The sequence below is a fragment of the Nostoc sp. C117 genome, assembly GCF_043099735.1.
GTDB lineage: Bacteria > Cyanobacteriota > Cyanobacteriia > Cyanobacteriales > Nostocaceae > Nostoc.
The window spans coordinates 4914810-4932200 of the sequence record NZ_CP170991.1 but is presented as its reverse complement, the minus strand read 5'-3'; the positions used below and the strand labels follow the sequence as shown (position 1 = coordinate 4932200).

Sequence of the window (17391 nt, the reverse complement as noted above, 5' to 3'; positions counted from 1 at the left end):
TACCTGATTCGCTTCCGTGTGTCCGGCCTAAAACCGAGCTAATGTGATAAGTTAAGAATCATTAAGTTACCACAAGCTACATTACTAGCCAGTGGTACGTGTAGTGGTATACACACTGAAAAATGCTGACTTCACTAGACAGCAAATACTCAGAATCTCAATTGCTTAAAAGCAATTGAGATTGTCAAAAAAACGTTAATTCCTCACGGCAGTCGTTAAATAAAGTAAACCTTTAAGGCGGCGCTGGTTCAAAAACGTTGCAATTTTAGTAAAAAAAGAGGATTTTAGTCCGATGACCATCGCAGTTGGACGCGCGCCCAGTAGAGGGTGGTTTGACGTTCTAGACGACTGGCTCAAGCGCGATCGCTTCGTATTCGTAGGTTGGTCAGGGATACTACTATTTCCCTGCGCCTTCCTAGCACTAGGCGGTTGGCTGACCGGCACAACCTTCGTCACCTCCTGGTACACCCACGGATTAGCCTCCTCGTACCTAGAAGGGTGTAACTTCTTAACAGTGGCAGTATCCACCCCCGCAGACAGTTTAGGACACTCGCTATTGCTGTTGTGGGGACCAGAAGCTCAAGGCGACCTCACCCGTTGGTTCCAATTAGGAGGATTGTGGCCATTTGTCGCCCTCCACGGAGCCTTCGGTTTGATCGGGTTCATGTTGCGGCAATTTGAAATTGCTCGGCTAGTAGGGATTCGTCCTTACAACGCATTGGCATTTTCAGCCCCGATTGCGGTATTCGTCAGTGTATTCCTGATGTACCCGTTGGGACAATCATCTTGGTTCTTTGCACCCAGCTTTGGTGTAGCGGGAATCTTCCGGTTTATTCTGTTTGTGCAAGGGTTCCATAACTTCACCCTCAACCCCTTCCACATGATGGGGGTAGCAGGAGTATTGGGTGGTGCGCTATTGTGTGCGATTCACGGAGCCACCGTAGAAAACACCCTGTTTGAAGACGGAGAAGGTGCTAACACCTTCCGAGCATTCAATCCTACCCAATCAGAAGAAACCTATTCAATGGTGACTGCAAACCGTTTCTGGTCACAGATTTTCGGTATTGCTTTCTCAAACAAGCGCTGGTTGCACTTCTTCATGTTGTTTGTGCCAGTTACAGGTTTGTGGATGGCAGCAGTCGGTATTGTCGGCTTGGCACTCAACCTGCGGGCTTATGATTTCGTCTCCCAAGAATTGCGGGCGGCGGAAGACCCAGAGTTTGAAACTTTCTATACCAAAAACATTTTGCTTAACGAGGGTATCCGCGCTTGGATGGCTCCTCAAGATCAAATCCACGAACAATTTGTATTCCCTGAGGAGGTATTACCACGTGGTAACGCTCTCTAATAGACCAACTATTTTAGGCGGCTCTGGACGCGACCAAGAATCTACCGGCTTTGCCTGGTGGTCTGGTAACGCCCGTTTAATTAATCTGTCTGGTAAACTTCTGGGCGCTCATGTTGCCCACGCAGGTTTGATTGTATTTTGGGCTGGAGCGATGACTTTGTTTGAAGTCGCTCACTTCATTCCCGAAAAACCGATGTACGAGCAGGGCTTTATCCTGCTACCTCACCTTGCCACCCAGGGTTGGGGTGTTGGTCCTGGTGGTGAAGTCATCGACACCTTCCCCTACTTTGTTGTCGGTGTACTCCACCTAATTTCCTCAGCAGTCTTGGGCTTTGGCGGTATTTATCATGCCGTTCGTGGTCCAGAAACCTTAGAAGAATATTCTTCATTCTTTGGTTACGACTGGAAAGACAAAAACAAGATGACCAACATCATCGGGTTCCACTTGATTATTTTGGGATTCGGTGCATTGCTGTTAGTTCTGAAGGCAATGTTCTTTGGTGGTTTATATGATACGTGGGCACCAGGCGGTGGTGATGTTCGGGTTATCACTAACCCAACACTGAACCCAGCAGTCATCTTCGGTTATCTGATCAAGTCTCCCTTCGGTGGCGAAGGCTGGATTGTCAGCGTCAATAACTTAGAAGATGTTGTCGGTGGTCACATCTGGATTGCCTTTATCTTAATTGCTGGCGGTATCTGGCACATCTTCACCAAGCCTTTTGCTTGGTCGCGTCGTGCATCCATCTGGTCTGGTGAGGCTTACCTCTCCTATAGCTTGGGCGCTCTTTCCTTGATGGGCTTCATTGCCTCTATCTTCGTTTGGTTTAACAACACTGTTTATCCCAGCGAATTCTACGGTCCTACTGGTCCTGAAGCTTCTCAGGCTCAAGCTATGACCTTCTTGATCCGTGACCAACGCTTGGGTGCTAACGTTGGTTCTGCACAAGGTCCCACAGGTTTGGGTAAATACCTGATGCGCTCTCCAACAGGTGAAATCATCTTCGGTGGTGAAACCATGCGCTTCTGGGATTTCCGTGGTCCTTGGCTAGAGCCTCTGCGTGGTCCTAATGGTCTAGACCTAGACAAAATCAAGAATGATATTCAGCCTTGGCAAGCTCGTCGTGCTGCTGAATACATGACCCACGCTCCTTTGGGTTCTCTGAACTCCGTGGGTGGTGTGGCTACTGAAATTAATTCCTTCAACTACGTATCTCCTCGCGCGTGGTTGGCGACTTCTCACTTCGTACTAGGATTCTTCTTCCTAGTTGGTCATTTGTGGCATGCTGGTCGCGCACGGGCTGCGGCTGGTGGTTTTGAGAAGGGTATCAATCGTGATACTGAACCAGTAATGTTCATGAACGACCTAGACTAGGTTGCAAGATTTATCTCATCACTGACAATCAATCGTTTATAGGCTCTTGCATAAAAGCAAGGGCTTTTTTTATGGAAAAACAGATGATTGCTCCAACATTACTATCTGTCCTTAATATTACAATAAAAATACCTAACAAATACTTAGTGTATATGGTAACTGACCTCCACAAACGGGATTATTGCTTCTACGTCAAGCAAAGGATCAACTCAAAGATAGTCCTAGTCTTAAGCCTTACATCTTAGAAATTTTTGATGCGTGTTACCAAGAAGCAAGGGCAGAAGCAAGCGATCGCTCTCAACTTTTCATTGACATATTTCCCTTCATACCCATTGGCTCTTTAGAGCAAATTTTAGATGAAAACTGGTTTCCTGAATATAACCACAATCGTGACGTTAAACCCGATTAAAATGAATACGCAACAGGGGTTTCCATAGGAGTATGCAGCCGTGCAGCCGGACTTAATAGGGTTGGAAATTAGTAAGGGGGAACTGAGACGTTTGACTGGGTTCGATCCAGAAGACGTTTTTCGTCCCTCTGTTTTGCGAGATAGGAAGAAGCGATTAGGGTTTTTGATTAATGAAATGCTGGTGACGCTGGTGCTAACGCCAATAATTGTTGGCTTTATTTATTTGTTTGTTATTCTACCAACAATTGGCTCTTCAATTAAATTTGGAATTCTTTTACTAATTTTAGTGCCAATGCCGATATTGGTGGGGCGATGGCTGTGGCGACAATTAACCTGTCCCGAAGGACTGACAATACTTTTAGATGAAGTTGATAAATATCATGACCTGGTTGGTGCTATCGATATTAATGACCAATTGGCAGCATCAGGGAACGTAGAAAGTAGTATCCATGACCGAGATAAAGTCACTGCGGCCCTGCAACTTATTAGAGAAGATTTAGTTCGCGCTTTGAAAACAGAACGAATTTTGCGAGATAATAAAAAATTGCTTGCTAATAACCAAGAGTTATTTGTCAATAATTTAGCCAGTCTCCAAGCCTTAGAAGTTAGTAGTAAAGCAGGCGAATATGCTCAAATCCTAAATCAATCATTGCAAATTGCAATCGATGTGCAAGCAGAAATTAAAAAATTGCAGAAAGGCTAAGTAGATGTTTGTAAAGTCTAATTTGTTACTACCTTGGACGACTATAAGTCGCAGCTACACAGACAAAACCCACCGACCTGGGTGAAAAACCCTTGATTTTCTCTTAAGACTTTGCTTGTGTAGTAGACTTCTAGTCGCCTAATACTTTCCGAAAAAACAATCGCCCGGTTGACTTAAATGAGCAACAAACCCAAAATAATTGTCCTGGATGATGACCCTACAGGTTCTCAAACAGTCCACAGCTGCTTACTGCTAATGCACTGGGATGTGGACACTTTACGTAGCGGTTTGCAGGATGATTCGCCGATTTTCTTTGTGCTGACTAATACTAGATCCTTAACGCCAGAGTCAGCTGCATCTGTCACCAAAGAAGTTTGCCAAAACCTGAAAATCGCCTTGAATGCCGAAGGAATTGTCGATTTTCTAATTGTCAGCCGTTCTGATTCTACTTTGCGGGGACATTATCCCATTGAAACAGATGCGATCGCTCAAGAACTCGGCCCAATTGACGCTCATTTTCTCGTCCCAGCTTTTTTTGACGGTGGACGCATCACCCGTGACAGCGTACATTACTTGATTGTTGACGGTGTACCTACCCCAGTGCATGAAACAGAATTTGCCCGTGATTCAGTTTTCAGTTACCATCACAGTTACTTACCTAAGTACGTTGAAGAAAAGACTCAAGGACAAATTAATGCCGAAGCAGTAGAAAGGTTTCTGCTTGCTGATATTCGCGCTGGTAGCCTGGAACGGTTGCTAAAGTTGAGTGGTAATCAGTGCGCTGTCGTCGATGGTGAAACTCAAGACGATCTCAACCGCTTTGCAGTGGATATATTAACAGCAGCCAGTCAAGGGAAACGCTTTCTATTTCGCAGTGCTGCCAGTATTTTAACCGCTTTAGCTGCTTTACCACCCCAACCTATTGCCGCCCAAAACATGGCGCAGTACGTCCGCCAAGGGAAACCAGGTGTAGTGATTGTTGGTTCCCATGTGAAAAAGACTACTCAGCAGTTAGAAGTGCTATTGCAATTAGAGGGAACTTTGGGAATCGAAGTGAATGTAGGGCGATTACTTGATGATGCAAATCAATCTGCGGTATTGCTAACAGAAATCAAAGAAAGTACACGAGCCGCACACGAGGCCGGTAAAACACCAGTGGTTTATACTAGCCGTCAAGAACTGAATTTTAAAGATGTCAAGACACGATTGGAGTTTGGGGTACAAGTTTCAAGTTTATTGATGGACATTGTGCGCGGTTTACCATCTGATATTGGATTTTTAATCAGCAAGGGTGGTATTACTTCAAACGATGTCTTGAGTACTGGACTAGCTTTAAATTCAGCCCGCTTACTCGGTCAAATTTTAGCTGGTTGCTCAATGGTGGTGACACCATCCGATCATCCCCAGTTTCCCGATCTACCTGTGGTGCTGTTTCCCGGGAACGTCGGTGATGCTGATGCCTTGGGGATAGTTTATCAAAGGTTGACCGTGCCAATTTAAGATTTAAGATTTTAGATTAAAGAGTCTTTTGGTTGATGTCGGACTAACATCCCGCTACGCCAACACCCGTTATCGGTGACACAAATCCAAAATCCAAGTTGCGCTGTCAGCGCACCAAAGGTGCGACCCAAAATTTAAAATCTGTTGTCTTTTGGCTAGTACTATATGACTTCTGATTCTGCGATTCCCAATCTAAAGTCAAATTCTGCACTTCCGAATGCAGAACCAAACTCTATCCTTTCTCAGGTAGAGGTAAATCCGACTGTTTCTGATGTAGAGTCAGATTCTATCCCCCCAGATGCTGAATTAAATTCTGTCCTACTGTATTTAAAATCAAATACTCTTGTTGGGGATGTAGAATCAAATCCTGCTAACCCAAATATAGAGTCAAATCCTAATGCAGTATCAGATTTTATCCTCACTGATTTAAATCCCAATGAGTCAGCATTACCAGCGCATCGGGCAAATGATAATACTCAAGTCCAGTTAAAAAGTAACGAGGGACGACTGTTATTGATTTTGCCCTCGGAATCTCAAGTATCTGCGTCAGAACTCAGTTGGTCTGATATTTGGCAACAAATTAGGCAACGTTTGAACGCAGGCGATCGCTTCCGCATATCCAATACCCCTGTACATCTCCTGGCACAAGACCGTCTAGTAGATGCCAGACAACTCCAAGAACTCGCCGAAGCTTTAAGTGAAGTTCAACTCCGCCTGACATCTGTATCCACTAGTCGTCGGCAAACTGCGATCGCCGCTGTCACTTCTGGTTATTCTGTAGAACAGCTACAACCCATAACTTCCCTGAATACAGAGTCCAAACCGACAGCCATACCCCAGGCAGATGCCCTTTATTTGGAAATGACTGTACGTTCTGGAGTAGAAATTCGTCATCCTGGCACAGTAATTCTCTTGGGAGATTTAAATCCAGGTGGTATTGTAATTGCAGATGGAGATATTATTATCTGGGGTCGTCTACGGGGAATCGCTCATGCTGGTGCCGGAGGTAATCGTGAGTGTCTAATTATGGCCTTGCAAATGGAACCAACCCAATTGCGAATCGCCGATGCTGTAGCTAGGGCACCAGAAAAACTGCCGATGCAGTTTTCTCCAGAAGTGGCACATATTACGCCCCAAGGAATTCGCATCGCTAGGGCTACTGATTTTTCCCGAAACCAATTAACCAAGGTCAATCAACAACCCTGATATTTACTTAAAGGATGAAGGATATGCAGGATAAGATATAGCGGTTTTCATGCAGATGGAATACACTACTCTAATCCCTAGCCTCTAAGAAAGTGTGCTGCACACAACCAAAAAGCGCTATAAAAATATTCATACTTCACCTATCAGGAAAATTCAGATATTTCTTCATACTTGATACGATACTTCATACTTTATACTGCAATTTACTGTTTTATATTTCCTGAACCCTCATTGACCGCATTTCTATCATGACTCGCATTATTGTGATTACCTCCGGTAAAGGAGGAGTGGGTAAAACCACCGTTTCAGCAAATCTGGGCATGGCTTTAGCCAAAATGGGTCGTCAAGTTGCCTTGGTTGATGCGGATTTTGGTTTGAGAAATTTGGATTTGCTGCTAGGGCTGGAAAACCGCATTGTCTATACTGCGGTGGAAGTCTTAGCTAGAGAGTGTCGTTTAGAACAAGCTTTAGTAAAAGATAAACGACAACCCAATCTGGTACTCTTGCCAGCAGCCCAAAATCGCTCCAAAGATGCAGTCACACCTGAACAGATGAAGTTATTGGTGAATGCATTAGCGCAAAAATATCAATATGTAATTATTGATAGCCCCGCCGGTATTGAAAATGGATTTAAAAATGCGATCGGCCCGGCAAAAGAAGCACTAGTTGTCAGCACACCAGAGATTTCCTCAGTTCGCGATGCTGACCGAGTAGTTGGATTACTAGAAGCACAAGGCATCAAGCGTGTTCATTTAATAATTAACCGCATTAGACCCGCAATGGTTCAGGCAAATGATATGATGTCAGTGCAAGATGTTCAGGAACTTCTCGCCATCCCCTTGATCGGGGTAATCCCTGACGACGAGCGTGTTATTGTATCTACCAATCGCGGCGAACCCTTAGTGTTAGCAGAAAATCCCTCTTTAGCTGCCACAGCCTTTGAGAACATTGCTCGTAGATTAGAAGGGGAAAATGTCGAATTTCTGGAGATCGACTCGTCCCAAGACAGCATCTTCGCCCGTTTACGAAGGTTGTTGTGGACAAAGATTGTTTAACTTAATTTTCCAGTCTCCTCCCCAGACTATTCGTAATGATTGAACTTCTAGAAAAACTTTTTTCTCGCGGTCCTGATAGCAGTCGAACTCAAGTCAAACGTCGCCTGCAATTGGTGATTGCTCACGATCGCGCTGATATAGACCCTCAAACCTTGGAAAAAATGCGTAAAGAAATCCTAGATGTCGTCTGTCGCTATGTTGAAGTTGAGACAGACGGCTTAGAGTTTTCTTTAGAAAGCAACCAACGAACCACAGCTTTAATTGCCAACCTACCCATCCGCCGGGTCAAAGGCGCTATACCCGAATGGGAACGAGGTGACAAATAAATCTCTGTAGAATTTGCATATCTCTACTGCAGCCGTTATAAGCCTCGATTAATCTACCTTCGGAAATATTTGAAATCTAATCATAGAAAGCATTTCCAGACCGGCAATGCAGGTTTTTACATATATCTTATCTCGGCTCAATGCCCTGTTCGCTGGAGCGCGTGGTTAGACCTTTGGTGTGGACGATGGAAGTCTATCCACTTCCATAACTTGAATCAAGCCCTGCTCAAAGGTGAATCGATGACCCACGTGTTCATCGGCAATAACTGCGTAAGCCTTGTCACGCACGACCTGATGCACATCGACTAAAATACGCCCGCCCTCCTCCGAGTAAAAGAAAACCGGCTCGACGTGCGGATTGATCTCGCTCCATTGCTCCGTCCAGTAAGCGCGAACTTCTTCAGGTCCACGGACAAAACCGCCTTTGAACGCTTTCGGCCAAGCCACGTCTGGAGTCATGAGGGCAAGGGCAGCATCAATGTCTCGTGCGTTGAAGGCCGCGTAAGCCGCACGAAGGAGTTCGATTTCTGGTGCAGGTTGATCTGACATAAAAGGTATGGTGAAGGAGATGCACCGGGTCTTAACAATCTATTGTACCGTTAAAGCTAAGTATTGTTATCTTTGCGGGACACAACTATGCGCTAATTGCGCTCCTGTGGCGAGTTAGTAGCGTTCGCCAGGTATAAATTTTTTTCAATGTACGGAAGGGCTGATAAAACAGTGAATCAAAATCGTTAAAACGTAGATAAGCAAGCATTTCCAGACCAGGAATGCAGGTTTTTACATATATCTCGGCTCAATACATAAACACTCTTTACGATGGTTGATGGTTATCAGATAATCAGTCATCAGGTAAGCGTACAAAATGCGTAAAAGCTTATTGATTGATAAATGACAAGACAATTAGTAGGGGCGCACAGTTAACTATGCACCCCTACTAATTGTCTTATTCAAATGAAAATTGCTATATCACTTTTGAATCTTGGCGATGAGAGTTGCTACTCTTTGAAAAGCCCTCAGTCAGCAACTGCCTGATTTTTGCCTGAGACAAAATTGATCTCATGAATTAGCCAAGCCAGATTTTCCCTAAACTATCGATAAGCAACTTGTGGACCAGCCCAAATTTCTGTCACCTTTTTACCAAAAGTAATTGGCTGATCGTCATCTGTTGTGATGACAGTATTGCCATCATTCGCAACTTTCACTAAAGGCCAGTTTTCCTCGCCTAGTTCGCCAGCGCGAAATAGCACGCGATCGGGTTCGCTTTTACTCCAGCCTAACAATACTGCAACTTTCTCGTTTTCATGTTCGTTATTAGCGGGAGCGACAATGTTGGTATGATTATTTTGCCGATCCCAAATCACTGCACTATCTGTAGAATCCCCTGTGTTAAATACACCTTCAAATTTGCGTGCCAAAAAGCGATCGCCTTTTTCTGACCAACTAACGGGAACTAACACGCCAATCTGACCGTTTGTATCAGTTTCTTCTGGTGATACCGCTTTTAAAGCTTTGGTTTTTAATAGGGGATCGCTAACAGGAGTAGTTGAAGCCATCACCCACAATTTTTTGGTTTGCATATCTTGTACAAACAGAACGCTGGTAACACGACTGTTGTACATTTCTGGTTTTACCTCTAGTTGCACCCGGCTATAAACAGCATATTTCCCATCTGGAGATACTACAGGTACGCTGCGGTAGTGGCGGACTCCAGAACCACCCTTAGAACCAATAGCTTCTTGAGTAGCTGTGATCCATTTCCAAGGAATAGGATGAGGGCTACCGATAGGATCTATTTGTTCTGCTTCAGATTCCTCAGTTGGTTCAGTAGCAGGTATTTCTGTTGTTGTGGTTGGTTGTGATTCTGTCAGAGTTGGTGGTACTTGAACTGCTACCAATGATTTATTAAAAGACTTCTCTTGAGAAACAGAGTTCTTTTCTTCTCTCAAAGATTTGATATTAGCAGCTTTGAGTTTTTGCACTAAATTAAGCTGACTAACCGGAGTATCTGTTAATGGTGCGAGTTCAACTACTGCCAAAGGATCGGCAACATTTAAATTACTGGTTGATTCAGAACTATCTGTTTGAGCCGAAAGCTCAATTTTTTTCTCTGGTAATACTTGCGGTTCCTGAACAGCACTACTTTCTGTTGGTACAGAATCAAATTCATCCTTGGAAGAGTTGGTTTGATCTGCTTTTTGATCTACTTTGAATATTTCGGCTGTCTCCGGTTCCCCAACTAAAGCTATTTCCTTTGACATATGGTCAGACTCTTCAGTAACTGAAGTTTCTTTAGCAACTTCGGGTTTTACTGTAGTCGAGTGACCCGATCCCCCTAGAAAGGGTGCGATCAATATCACAACTACAACGTATTTGAGAAATGGTTGCGCGCGGAACCATCCTGACAGCAAAAGGGGTTTAAGCATTTGTAGACTCTCTAGAGGGGGGGGTTGCTTATGTGAGGAGCAATACCTATGCAGCAATGGGGCAGGCGATAATTATATGTATAACAAGAAACTAAAAGCTTTTACTAAATAATTTCTTCCTTTGCAAAGCTTTACAAAAATTACGTATCATTGAGTACACCTTTTATTGCTATGTTACTGAATGCTTTTTTCCGAAAATATGCGAGTATAGTAAATATTCTGATAACTCAGTAATTACTACACGATATATAACCCTGGTGTAGACGGACTTAATTAACACCAAAACTATGTATTAGTGAATGCGTATTCAGCTTACATTTAGGGCTAGCCATAGCCCCAGCTAACAGTAGTCGAATGGCTTTATACACAAGGTAAATAAACCAGTTAACACACTACTATAACAGTGCAAACCCTGGTAATGGTAAACGTGAGGCGTTACTTGAAAAGCTGGGAAAGCCAATACATAATACATGATACTCAGAAAATATTGCTGCCAGCAACCCTAATTTAGAAATTTCAATCTAAATTAGTTAAGCATTTTGAAGGCAATGCTATTTTACAAAGGCAACTGCGCTTCATGCCAACTTTGGGAACATCGTGAGAAAGTACAGCAACATTTACTGGGTAGATGCTTTAGCCAGTCTGGATCGCACAGCGCCAAACCTCAAGCTTAAGTAGATGAGATGCAGGTTATAACAGCTTTTACTCTTGCCAACTTAAATATGAAGTTAATCAACTAGCCTAGAGGTTAAAGAATACTGTGATATTCTACCATCAAACAACCGATATTTTTTAGCTATTTTATAAATTCATTTGGTCAGTGAACACGATCGCCTCTATTCAGCAAATAAAGTAGTTTGCAAGTAACTGAGGTACAAAATGTAAGACTGAAGATCCTATATAAAAAGTTTCTATCTATTGCCTTTTGCCTTCGCCCGCGGCCTCCTGACTATTGTCAGTTATGAGGGGCGCACTTACTATTAACTAGTGAGTAGTGACTAATGATTAATGGCTAATGAAAATCGTATTTTTTGGTACTCCACAGTTTGCTGTTCCGACTTTAGAAAAATTATTAAATAATTCCCAATTTGAGGTGTTGGCAGTTGTCACCCAACCTGATAAACGCCGGGAACGGGGAAATAAATTAAGTCCTTCACCAGTAAAAGCGATCGCCACTGCTCATAATTTGCCAGTATGGCAACCGGAACGGGTGAAAAAAGATACTGAAACTTTAACTAAACTCCAACAATCAGGTGCAGATGTGTTTGTTGTTGTTGCCTATGGACAGATTTTATCATCGAAAATCTTAAATATGCCGAAGTTGGGCTGCATTAATGTGCATGGCTCGATTTTACCTAAATATCGGGGTGCAGCGCCGATTCAGTGGTGTTTGTATAACGGTGAGAGGGAAACGGGGATCGCTACCATGTTAATGGATGTAGGGATGGATACCGGGGCAATCCTACAAATAGCCACTACACCCATTGGATTACTAGATAATGCCCAAGATCTAGCTGAAAGACTAGCTGCTATCGGTGGGGATTTGTTAGTGGACACTGTGTTGAAGTTGGAATCTGAAGAAATTCAACCAATACCCCAAAATAATTTAGAAGCTACTTATGCACCTCTGATTCAAAAAGAAGATTATGGTTTGGATTGGTCAAAAAGCGCTATCCAATTACACAATCAAATCAGAGGCTTTTATCCTAACTGCACGGCTACCTTTCGTGACAACCTACTGAAAATCACTGCTTCTGCTCCCCTTGGTTCTGTAAGCGATCGCGATCTACCATCAGAATTACAAGAATTACTGCATAAATTGCCTGATTTGTCAAATGCATCGAACAAACCAGGAGTTGTAGTGAGTATTATCAAGGGAATTGGGGCGATCGTCCAAACTGGAGAGGGTTTGTTGCTGTTGCGAGAGATTCAGCTAGCTGGTAAACGTCCCCAGTCCGGATGGGATTTTGTTAATGGTACTCGCTTAACTGTGGGAGAAGTTTTTGGTGCGGGGAGTTGAGGGGTTGCCAATTTTAGATTTGGGGTCGCACCTTTGATCCGCTTCCAACGCAACTTGGATTTTGGATTAAAGGAAAAATCTAAAATCCAAAATTAAATGGCTTCGGACTTTTCATAAAAGCGGCAAGATTCGCAAGGGCCATCTGGATTGACTGCACAGCGAATGAGTTCTGAATGAGCATTGTAACAGCAGGTGGCATCGCCGATTACCCAACGTCCTCCTACCAAACTTTTTTCCGATGGTCGTTTAGCAGACTGGACGTAAATAGCAATATTGTGCAAACGGTAGCGTCCTGCTTTTAGTTGGTATCGATGGCGACGTTCTAAAACCGCGTAGGTTTTACCTTGAAAATCAAGATAGTTTCCAGGTTGGGGTGTCCAATCAAGTTGCACTTTACCGAGAGACTCACGCGGGTGTGTCAGAATCACCTCGGTTTGTAAAGAGTCTGGTTCCATAAGCTGATGTGATTTGATTTACATTATTAAAGATGGTATCGCGATCGCTTTCTTTAGCTTACCGAATTTAGATTACAATTAATAATCCACTATATTTGGAAAAAATAGGGTAGCACAGCTGTACCACGCTACTGAATTAGGGCAACCAAAAGTCAGGTAAGATAGATTTGCCGAAATTACGCACTGTTTGGTTGAGCGATCGCGCCACTTGGATATGCGCTTCATCCTCTTCTACAGCTAAAATCTCAGATGGCTGACCTTCTCCCAAATAAGACACCACCAAATTGGCCGCCTCTAAACCAGTAACATAAGCCTTTTCCTGCGACCAGGAACCATGACGGTTCACAATCCAATCCCCACTCATAAACACATTCTCAAAACTGGTCTTTGCGGGCAACATATAACGATAGCTACCAGGTGCAAAGTGAGTCACCGCCTGAGGTAGCCGAATGACACTGCTATCAATTAGCTTTGCCTCTCGAAACGCGGGTACACAAGTTGTTAAATAACGCTGGACTATTGGTAAAATTTCCTCATCACTCAAACCAAGAAACTGATTTGCGTGATAGAAATCAGCTTCAATCACTGTTCCTGGAGCCTTTCGATATTCATCATGTAGGGTATTCAAATCAAAAAATGTCCAACCTGTAGTTGCGTCAAATCCAAAGCAAGCATTAGAAGGGCGAGGAATATCAACTTTACGGTCAAACCATAGTCGCGTAGCTAAAACATCAATTGCTCCTAAATTGTTCAAATTACGGAATTTTTCATTGCTTTGTAAACTAGGGCTAGTTGAGACAATTTTCTTCATCCCGGTGACTCCAACTGCGAAAATCACTGCATCTGCTTCAATTACTTCATCACCACAAACTACAGCCTTAACTTGATTACTATCAACAATTAAATCTGTAACTCGACGCTTGGATAACACTCGCGCACCAGCCTTTTCGATACGTTCCACCCAAGGACGAAATATCTTTTCTCCCACAGTTCCCCGACACCAAACCACATCAAAATCTGGTTGATGAGCCAGAATAAAAAAGTAAAGCATCCCTAAAGTTGCGGCGGCTGAACATTGTTCGCCAGGGGCAAATAAGCCCACTAATAACATTGGTTCAAAAGCCTCGCGGTAAAGCCGTGCAGAAACATTAAAATCTTTGAATAATTCACGCGCAGTTAGAAAATCATAGCGTCGCCAAGCCGCATCAGAATTATCAAAATCAACGACAGCATAAAGTAAAGGTAGAGCGCTAAGACGGTCAATTAGTGGTAGCCGCTTAAACTGAGTATAGAGAAAAGTTCCCAGCGGGGATGGTAGTCGCGGTAAGTCTTGAAAAATTGGTGATTCAACTTCCAACCCTGCAGGTGAATATTGCGAAGAACGAGTCCAAGTAGTGAAAGGATTAATTTCTAATTCATTGATTAGGGAAAAAATATTTTTGTAAGGATACCAGAAGCCATGAATTCCAGCTTCAACAGATTTTCCGGCTGCTGTTTGCCAACCTGCTACCAATCCACCGGGATAAGGACCTGCTTCTAGAAGTGTCACATCATAACCTTGTTTTGCCAAATGGTAGGTTGCTCCTAAACCAGCCCAACCTGCACCCACAACTACTACCCGTTTTTGTTGTGACCCTTCTACCATCACAGCCTCCAATTGTTGCAGTCCATCAACTAATGTATACGAACTTGTGTTGCGATCGCGCAAAAGCTGGTTATTATAGCGATTTGCGTATGAATGCAATACATTCCGTAGGGTAGCAAAGCTGTGCTACCCTACGGAATGTATTTAATTGAATTGAAAATATCTATAGAATCTGGAGAAAGGCTCAGGGGAAGGGGTTCCGTAAAAATTCCTTGCGGTTAATGCTGAGTTAAGAGTATAACAGAAAACAGATTAATTATTTATGGAGAATAATCCTAATGACTCAATTAGCAAATGTAAAACCCAGTTTGAATGACTTTGAATTACGAGATGGAATTTATTTTCCCTGCGATTACGAAGAGTTGAACAGTACTCAACATAAAAAAACCTGGGATAGAATTGGTAAAACATATTATGGTTCCCAAAAAATTGAAAAAGTTGCAGATAAATCGCCCATCAAACAAGATTACACTCTGCTAACTGGTACGCCTGGAGGTACTTGGAATAAATTTCCTTTGAATAAATCTGTTGATTCGATTTTGGAGATTGGTTGCGGTTATGGTCGCGCACCTTTGCATCTATCTAAAGCGAAAAATTTGAGATGTGAGAAATATTATGGTATTGATATTTCTGAACCTTTATTGCGTCGATTAATCAGAGTTAAACAAGAATACGATTTTTTCCCAGGTTCTGAGTTTCACTTAATTTGCAACTCGGCTGAAATATTGCCTTTAGAAGATAATTCTATAGATTTAGTAATTTCTAATTGTGTTTTTATGCATATACCAGATGCACAATTAAGAAACTTGTTGGCTGACATCTCTCGCGTACTCAAACCCGGTGGAATTTTTGTTTTTAATCATTCCTTTCACAATAAGTCTTGTCCTTCTCATGTTATCCATAATTTTATTAGAAGGCTGAACCCATTTGTGAGAAATCCAGTTTATCTCAAGCAATATTCTTCTGCTGAAATAAATGAAATGTTAGTCACTGCTGGGATAAAAGCTAAGTGTCCACAATACACTGTTGAACCAACCCAAGAATATGCAATTTTGCCGGAAACCATTAAAGGAATTCCAGTGCCTTTTGCTAATGCTATTAACAGAAGTCTTAAACCATCAGATGCTTTAAAAGAAACTTTGGCTTATGGTTTTAGTGCCTACAGCACTCAATTGGATTAATTACACCACTTTTCAGGTAAATTGCAATCCTATTTCATTTATCATAATTGCAAGTCCCAGATCCTCGAATTATTTGATAATTTGGGGATCTTGCTTTTCAAGAATGATTCAGGATTGCTATACGGTTTTTCAAATTAAGTGAATATAAACCAATACAGTTCAGATAAGACCAAAACACTTGTAGAGACGGCGATTTATCGCGTCTCGAAAACCCAAAATTTTTGCCAGTAGCCCTTAAACCAAGCGTATTGGAATATAGGAATCGAGTTTGATTTACGAAAAAAATTAGGTATTGTAGGGTCTTTTCAAAAATCAAATAGGAACCCTATATAAACAATCCACATCTGGATAACATTATTGTGATTGCGCTTTTTTACACTAAATGTTTACAGACTTTATTCAGCAAGCTACATGAAACATAAATTCATTAGACAATAAAATCTAAAGAGGCAAATACATTGGTAGTATCTTGGACAACAGCAATTAGGTCACTATATCTGTAAATGAGGGTATCCAAGGCTGCCGTGCCGCTGAAGTTTGAGGTTTTTTGGAGAGTGTAGTCACTAATACTACCACCAACCCTAATCTTATCGCCTTCTGACCACTTGAAGTCTGTGATTATGGCATATCCAGTGCCCAAATAGTCAATATTGGTGCTGAAAGAACCATTGTAACCAAGGCTGAATGTATCCGCTCCAGTTCCGCCAGTATACCTGTCAATTTCGCCACTACTACCGCCGTAGCCACTAAGAAAATCATTCCCTGCACCACCAACCATTGTGTCATTTCCACGTCCCCCATAGAGCAGATCGTTACCGTCTTCACCACTTAAGTAATCATTACCTACCGGAGTACCGCTACCAATGGTGATTTCGTCGCCGAAGAGTATATCACCACCTGTCCCACCATAAAGAAAGTCATTACCAGCTCCACCAATCAGGTTATCGATGCCATCGCCACCATAGATATAATCGTTACCACCCTTGCCTTGAAGGTAATCGTTTCCTGCCAAACCATTGAGATAGTTTGAGTAATCATTTCCTGTGATTTCATTGTTGAGACTGTTACCGATCGCATAGTAAGCGGTATCCGCATACAATAATGTCAAATTCTCCAGGTTAGCCCCTAGAGTGTAGCTAGAATAAGATAAAACAGTATCAGTGCCCTCGTTACCATACTCGGTAATAGTGTCAGCTGTATCCCCTGTCAGTGCAGAAATGAGGTAAGTATCGTTACCTGTTCCACCAATTAAAATATCTGTGCCTCCTCCACCCCATATAAAGTCATCACCTGCTTCACCGAAAATAACATCATTGCCGTTGTCTCCAAAAAGGTAATCTTTGCCTCCGCGGCCGAGGATGGTATCGCCGCCCTCACCGCCATAAACATAGTCATCTCCCTCTCCAGCATCGATTATGTCGTTTCCGCCTCTGCCATAGATGTTGTCGTTACCTCCATATCCAAAAATGGAGATGTCCGCAGATTCAGTACCATTTAGAATGTCATTGCCAGAAGTGCCGAAGATAGCCATAAAAGTAGCCTTTTGCTTTTTTTGGGATTTACGCAAATATCGTATTTTTTCGTAGGGGTTGTCTAGACCCCATAACAGAAGATATATGTAATAGTTGCGTCAGTTCTGACACATTCTCCAATGTCAATATTCTCTTTTTCAGATTTTCTTCATTGTTTGTAATGTAAGTTACCAATTTTTACCAACTTTTTAAGATTAAGTTGGTAAATTA

At 42.6% G+C, this 17391-nt stretch carries 14 protein-coding genes and 1 pseudogene; 10 read left to right on the top strand and 5 right to left on the bottom strand.

Annotated elements, in window-relative coordinates:
- The first annotated feature begins 292 nt into the window (after nt 1-292).
- From psbD to minE, 8 genes and pseudogenes are all read left to right on the top strand, one after another.
- Complete coding sequence (gene psbD / locus ACFG4S_RS21230) at nt 293-1348, top strand: photosystem II D2 protein (photosystem q(a) protein) (protein WP_392530992.1); 1056 nt, start codon at nt 293-295, stop codon at nt 1346-1348.
- Nucleotides 1332-2723: a photosystem II reaction center protein CP43 gene (gene psbC / locus ACFG4S_RS21225; RefSeq protein ID WP_392530991.1), complete on the top strand. Its 1392-nt coding sequence runs from the start codon at nt 1332-1334 to the stop codon at nt 2721-2723. The genes psbD and psbC overlap by 17 nt, the downstream gene beginning before the upstream one ends.
- 190 nt (nt 2724-2913) lie before the next feature.
- A pseudogene (locus tag ACFG4S_RS21220) lies at nt 2914-3132 on the top strand (DUF29 domain-containing protein); the annotation flags it as partial.
- Between the two features lie 40 nt (nt 3133-3172).
- The gene (locus ACFG4S_RS21215) at nt 3173-3835 is read left to right on the top strand and encodes a hypothetical protein (protein WP_392530990.1); all 663 of its coding nucleotides are present in this window, start codon (nt 3173-3175) and stop codon (nt 3833-3835) included.
- A gap of 177 nt (nt 3836-4012) precedes the next feature.
- A complete protein-coding gene (locus tag ACFG4S_RS21210) occupies nt 4013-5335 on the top strand; it encodes a four-carbon acid sugar kinase family protein (RefSeq protein ID WP_392530989.1) in 1323 nt (440 codons plus the stop codon).
- Nucleotides 5336-5500: 165 nt separating this feature from the next.
- The gene (gene minC / locus ACFG4S_RS21205) at nt 5501-6541 is read left to right on the top strand and encodes a septum site-determining protein MinC (protein WP_392530988.1); all 1041 of its coding nucleotides are present in this window, start codon (nt 5501-5503) and stop codon (nt 6539-6541) included.
- A 248-nt stretch (nt 6542-6789) separates the two neighbouring features.
- Nucleotides 6790-7596 carry a septum site-determining protein MinD gene (minD, locus tag ACFG4S_RS21200; protein WP_392530987.1) on the top strand — a complete coding sequence of 269 codons (807 nt, stop codon included), beginning with the start codon at nt 6790-6792 and terminating at the stop codon, nt 7594-7596.
- Between the two features lie 35 nt (nt 7597-7631).
- The gene (gene minE / locus ACFG4S_RS21195; RefSeq protein WP_392530986.1) at nt 7632-7922 is read left to right on the top strand and encodes a cell division topological specificity factor MinE; all 291 of its coding nucleotides are present in this window, start codon (nt 7632-7634) and stop codon (nt 7920-7922) included.
- A 165-nt stretch (nt 7923-8087) separates the two neighbouring features.
- Here minE and ACFG4S_RS21190 read toward each other — a convergent pair whose 3' ends face one another.
- Complete coding sequence (locus ACFG4S_RS21190; protein WP_392530985.1) at nt 8088-8471, bottom strand: nuclear transport factor 2 family protein; 384 nt, start codon at nt 8469-8471, stop codon at nt 8088-8090.
- 542 nt (nt 8472-9013) lie between these two features.
- Nucleotides 9014-10348, bottom strand: coding sequence for a hypothetical protein (locus ACFG4S_RS21185; RefSeq protein WP_392530984.1), 1335 nt, complete (start codon nt 10346-10348; stop codon nt 9014-9016).
- Between the two features lie 1015 nt (nt 10349-11363).
- Here ACFG4S_RS21185 and fmt point away from each other — a divergent pair.
- Complete coding sequence (gene fmt, locus ACFG4S_RS21180) at nt 11364-12368, top strand: methionyl-tRNA formyltransferase (protein ID WP_392530983.1); 1005 nt, start codon at nt 11364-11366, stop codon at nt 12366-12368.
- A gap of 92 nt (nt 12369-12460) precedes the next feature.
- Here fmt and ACFG4S_RS21175 read toward each other — a convergent pair whose 3' ends face one another.
- Entirely contained in the window at nt 12461-12823 is a 363-nt protein-coding gene (locus ACFG4S_RS21175) for a DUF6464 family protein (protein WP_392530982.1), read from the bottom strand.
- 136 nt (nt 12824-12959) lie between these two features.
- Nucleotides 12960-14468, bottom strand: coding sequence for an FAD-dependent oxidoreductase (locus ACFG4S_RS21170; RefSeq protein WP_392536045.1), 1509 nt, complete (start codon nt 14466-14468; stop codon nt 12960-12962).
- 278 nt (nt 14469-14746) lie between these two features.
- Here ACFG4S_RS21170 and ACFG4S_RS21165 point away from each other — a divergent pair, with 278 nt between their 5' ends.
- Nucleotides 14747-15649 (top strand): class I SAM-dependent methyltransferase, encoded by a 903-nt coding sequence (locus ACFG4S_RS21165; protein WP_392530981.1) that lies wholly within the window; start codon nt 14747-14749, stop codon nt 15647-15649.
- Nucleotides 15650-16076: 427 nt separating this feature from the next.
- Here ACFG4S_RS21165 and ACFG4S_RS21160 read toward each other — a convergent pair whose 3' ends face one another.
- Nucleotides 16077-17180, bottom strand: a complete 1104-nt coding sequence (locus tag ACFG4S_RS21160; protein WP_392530980.1) for a calcium-binding protein — start codon at nt 17178-17180, stop codon at nt 16077-16079.
- Between the last annotated feature and the right edge of the window lie 211 nt (nt 17181-17391).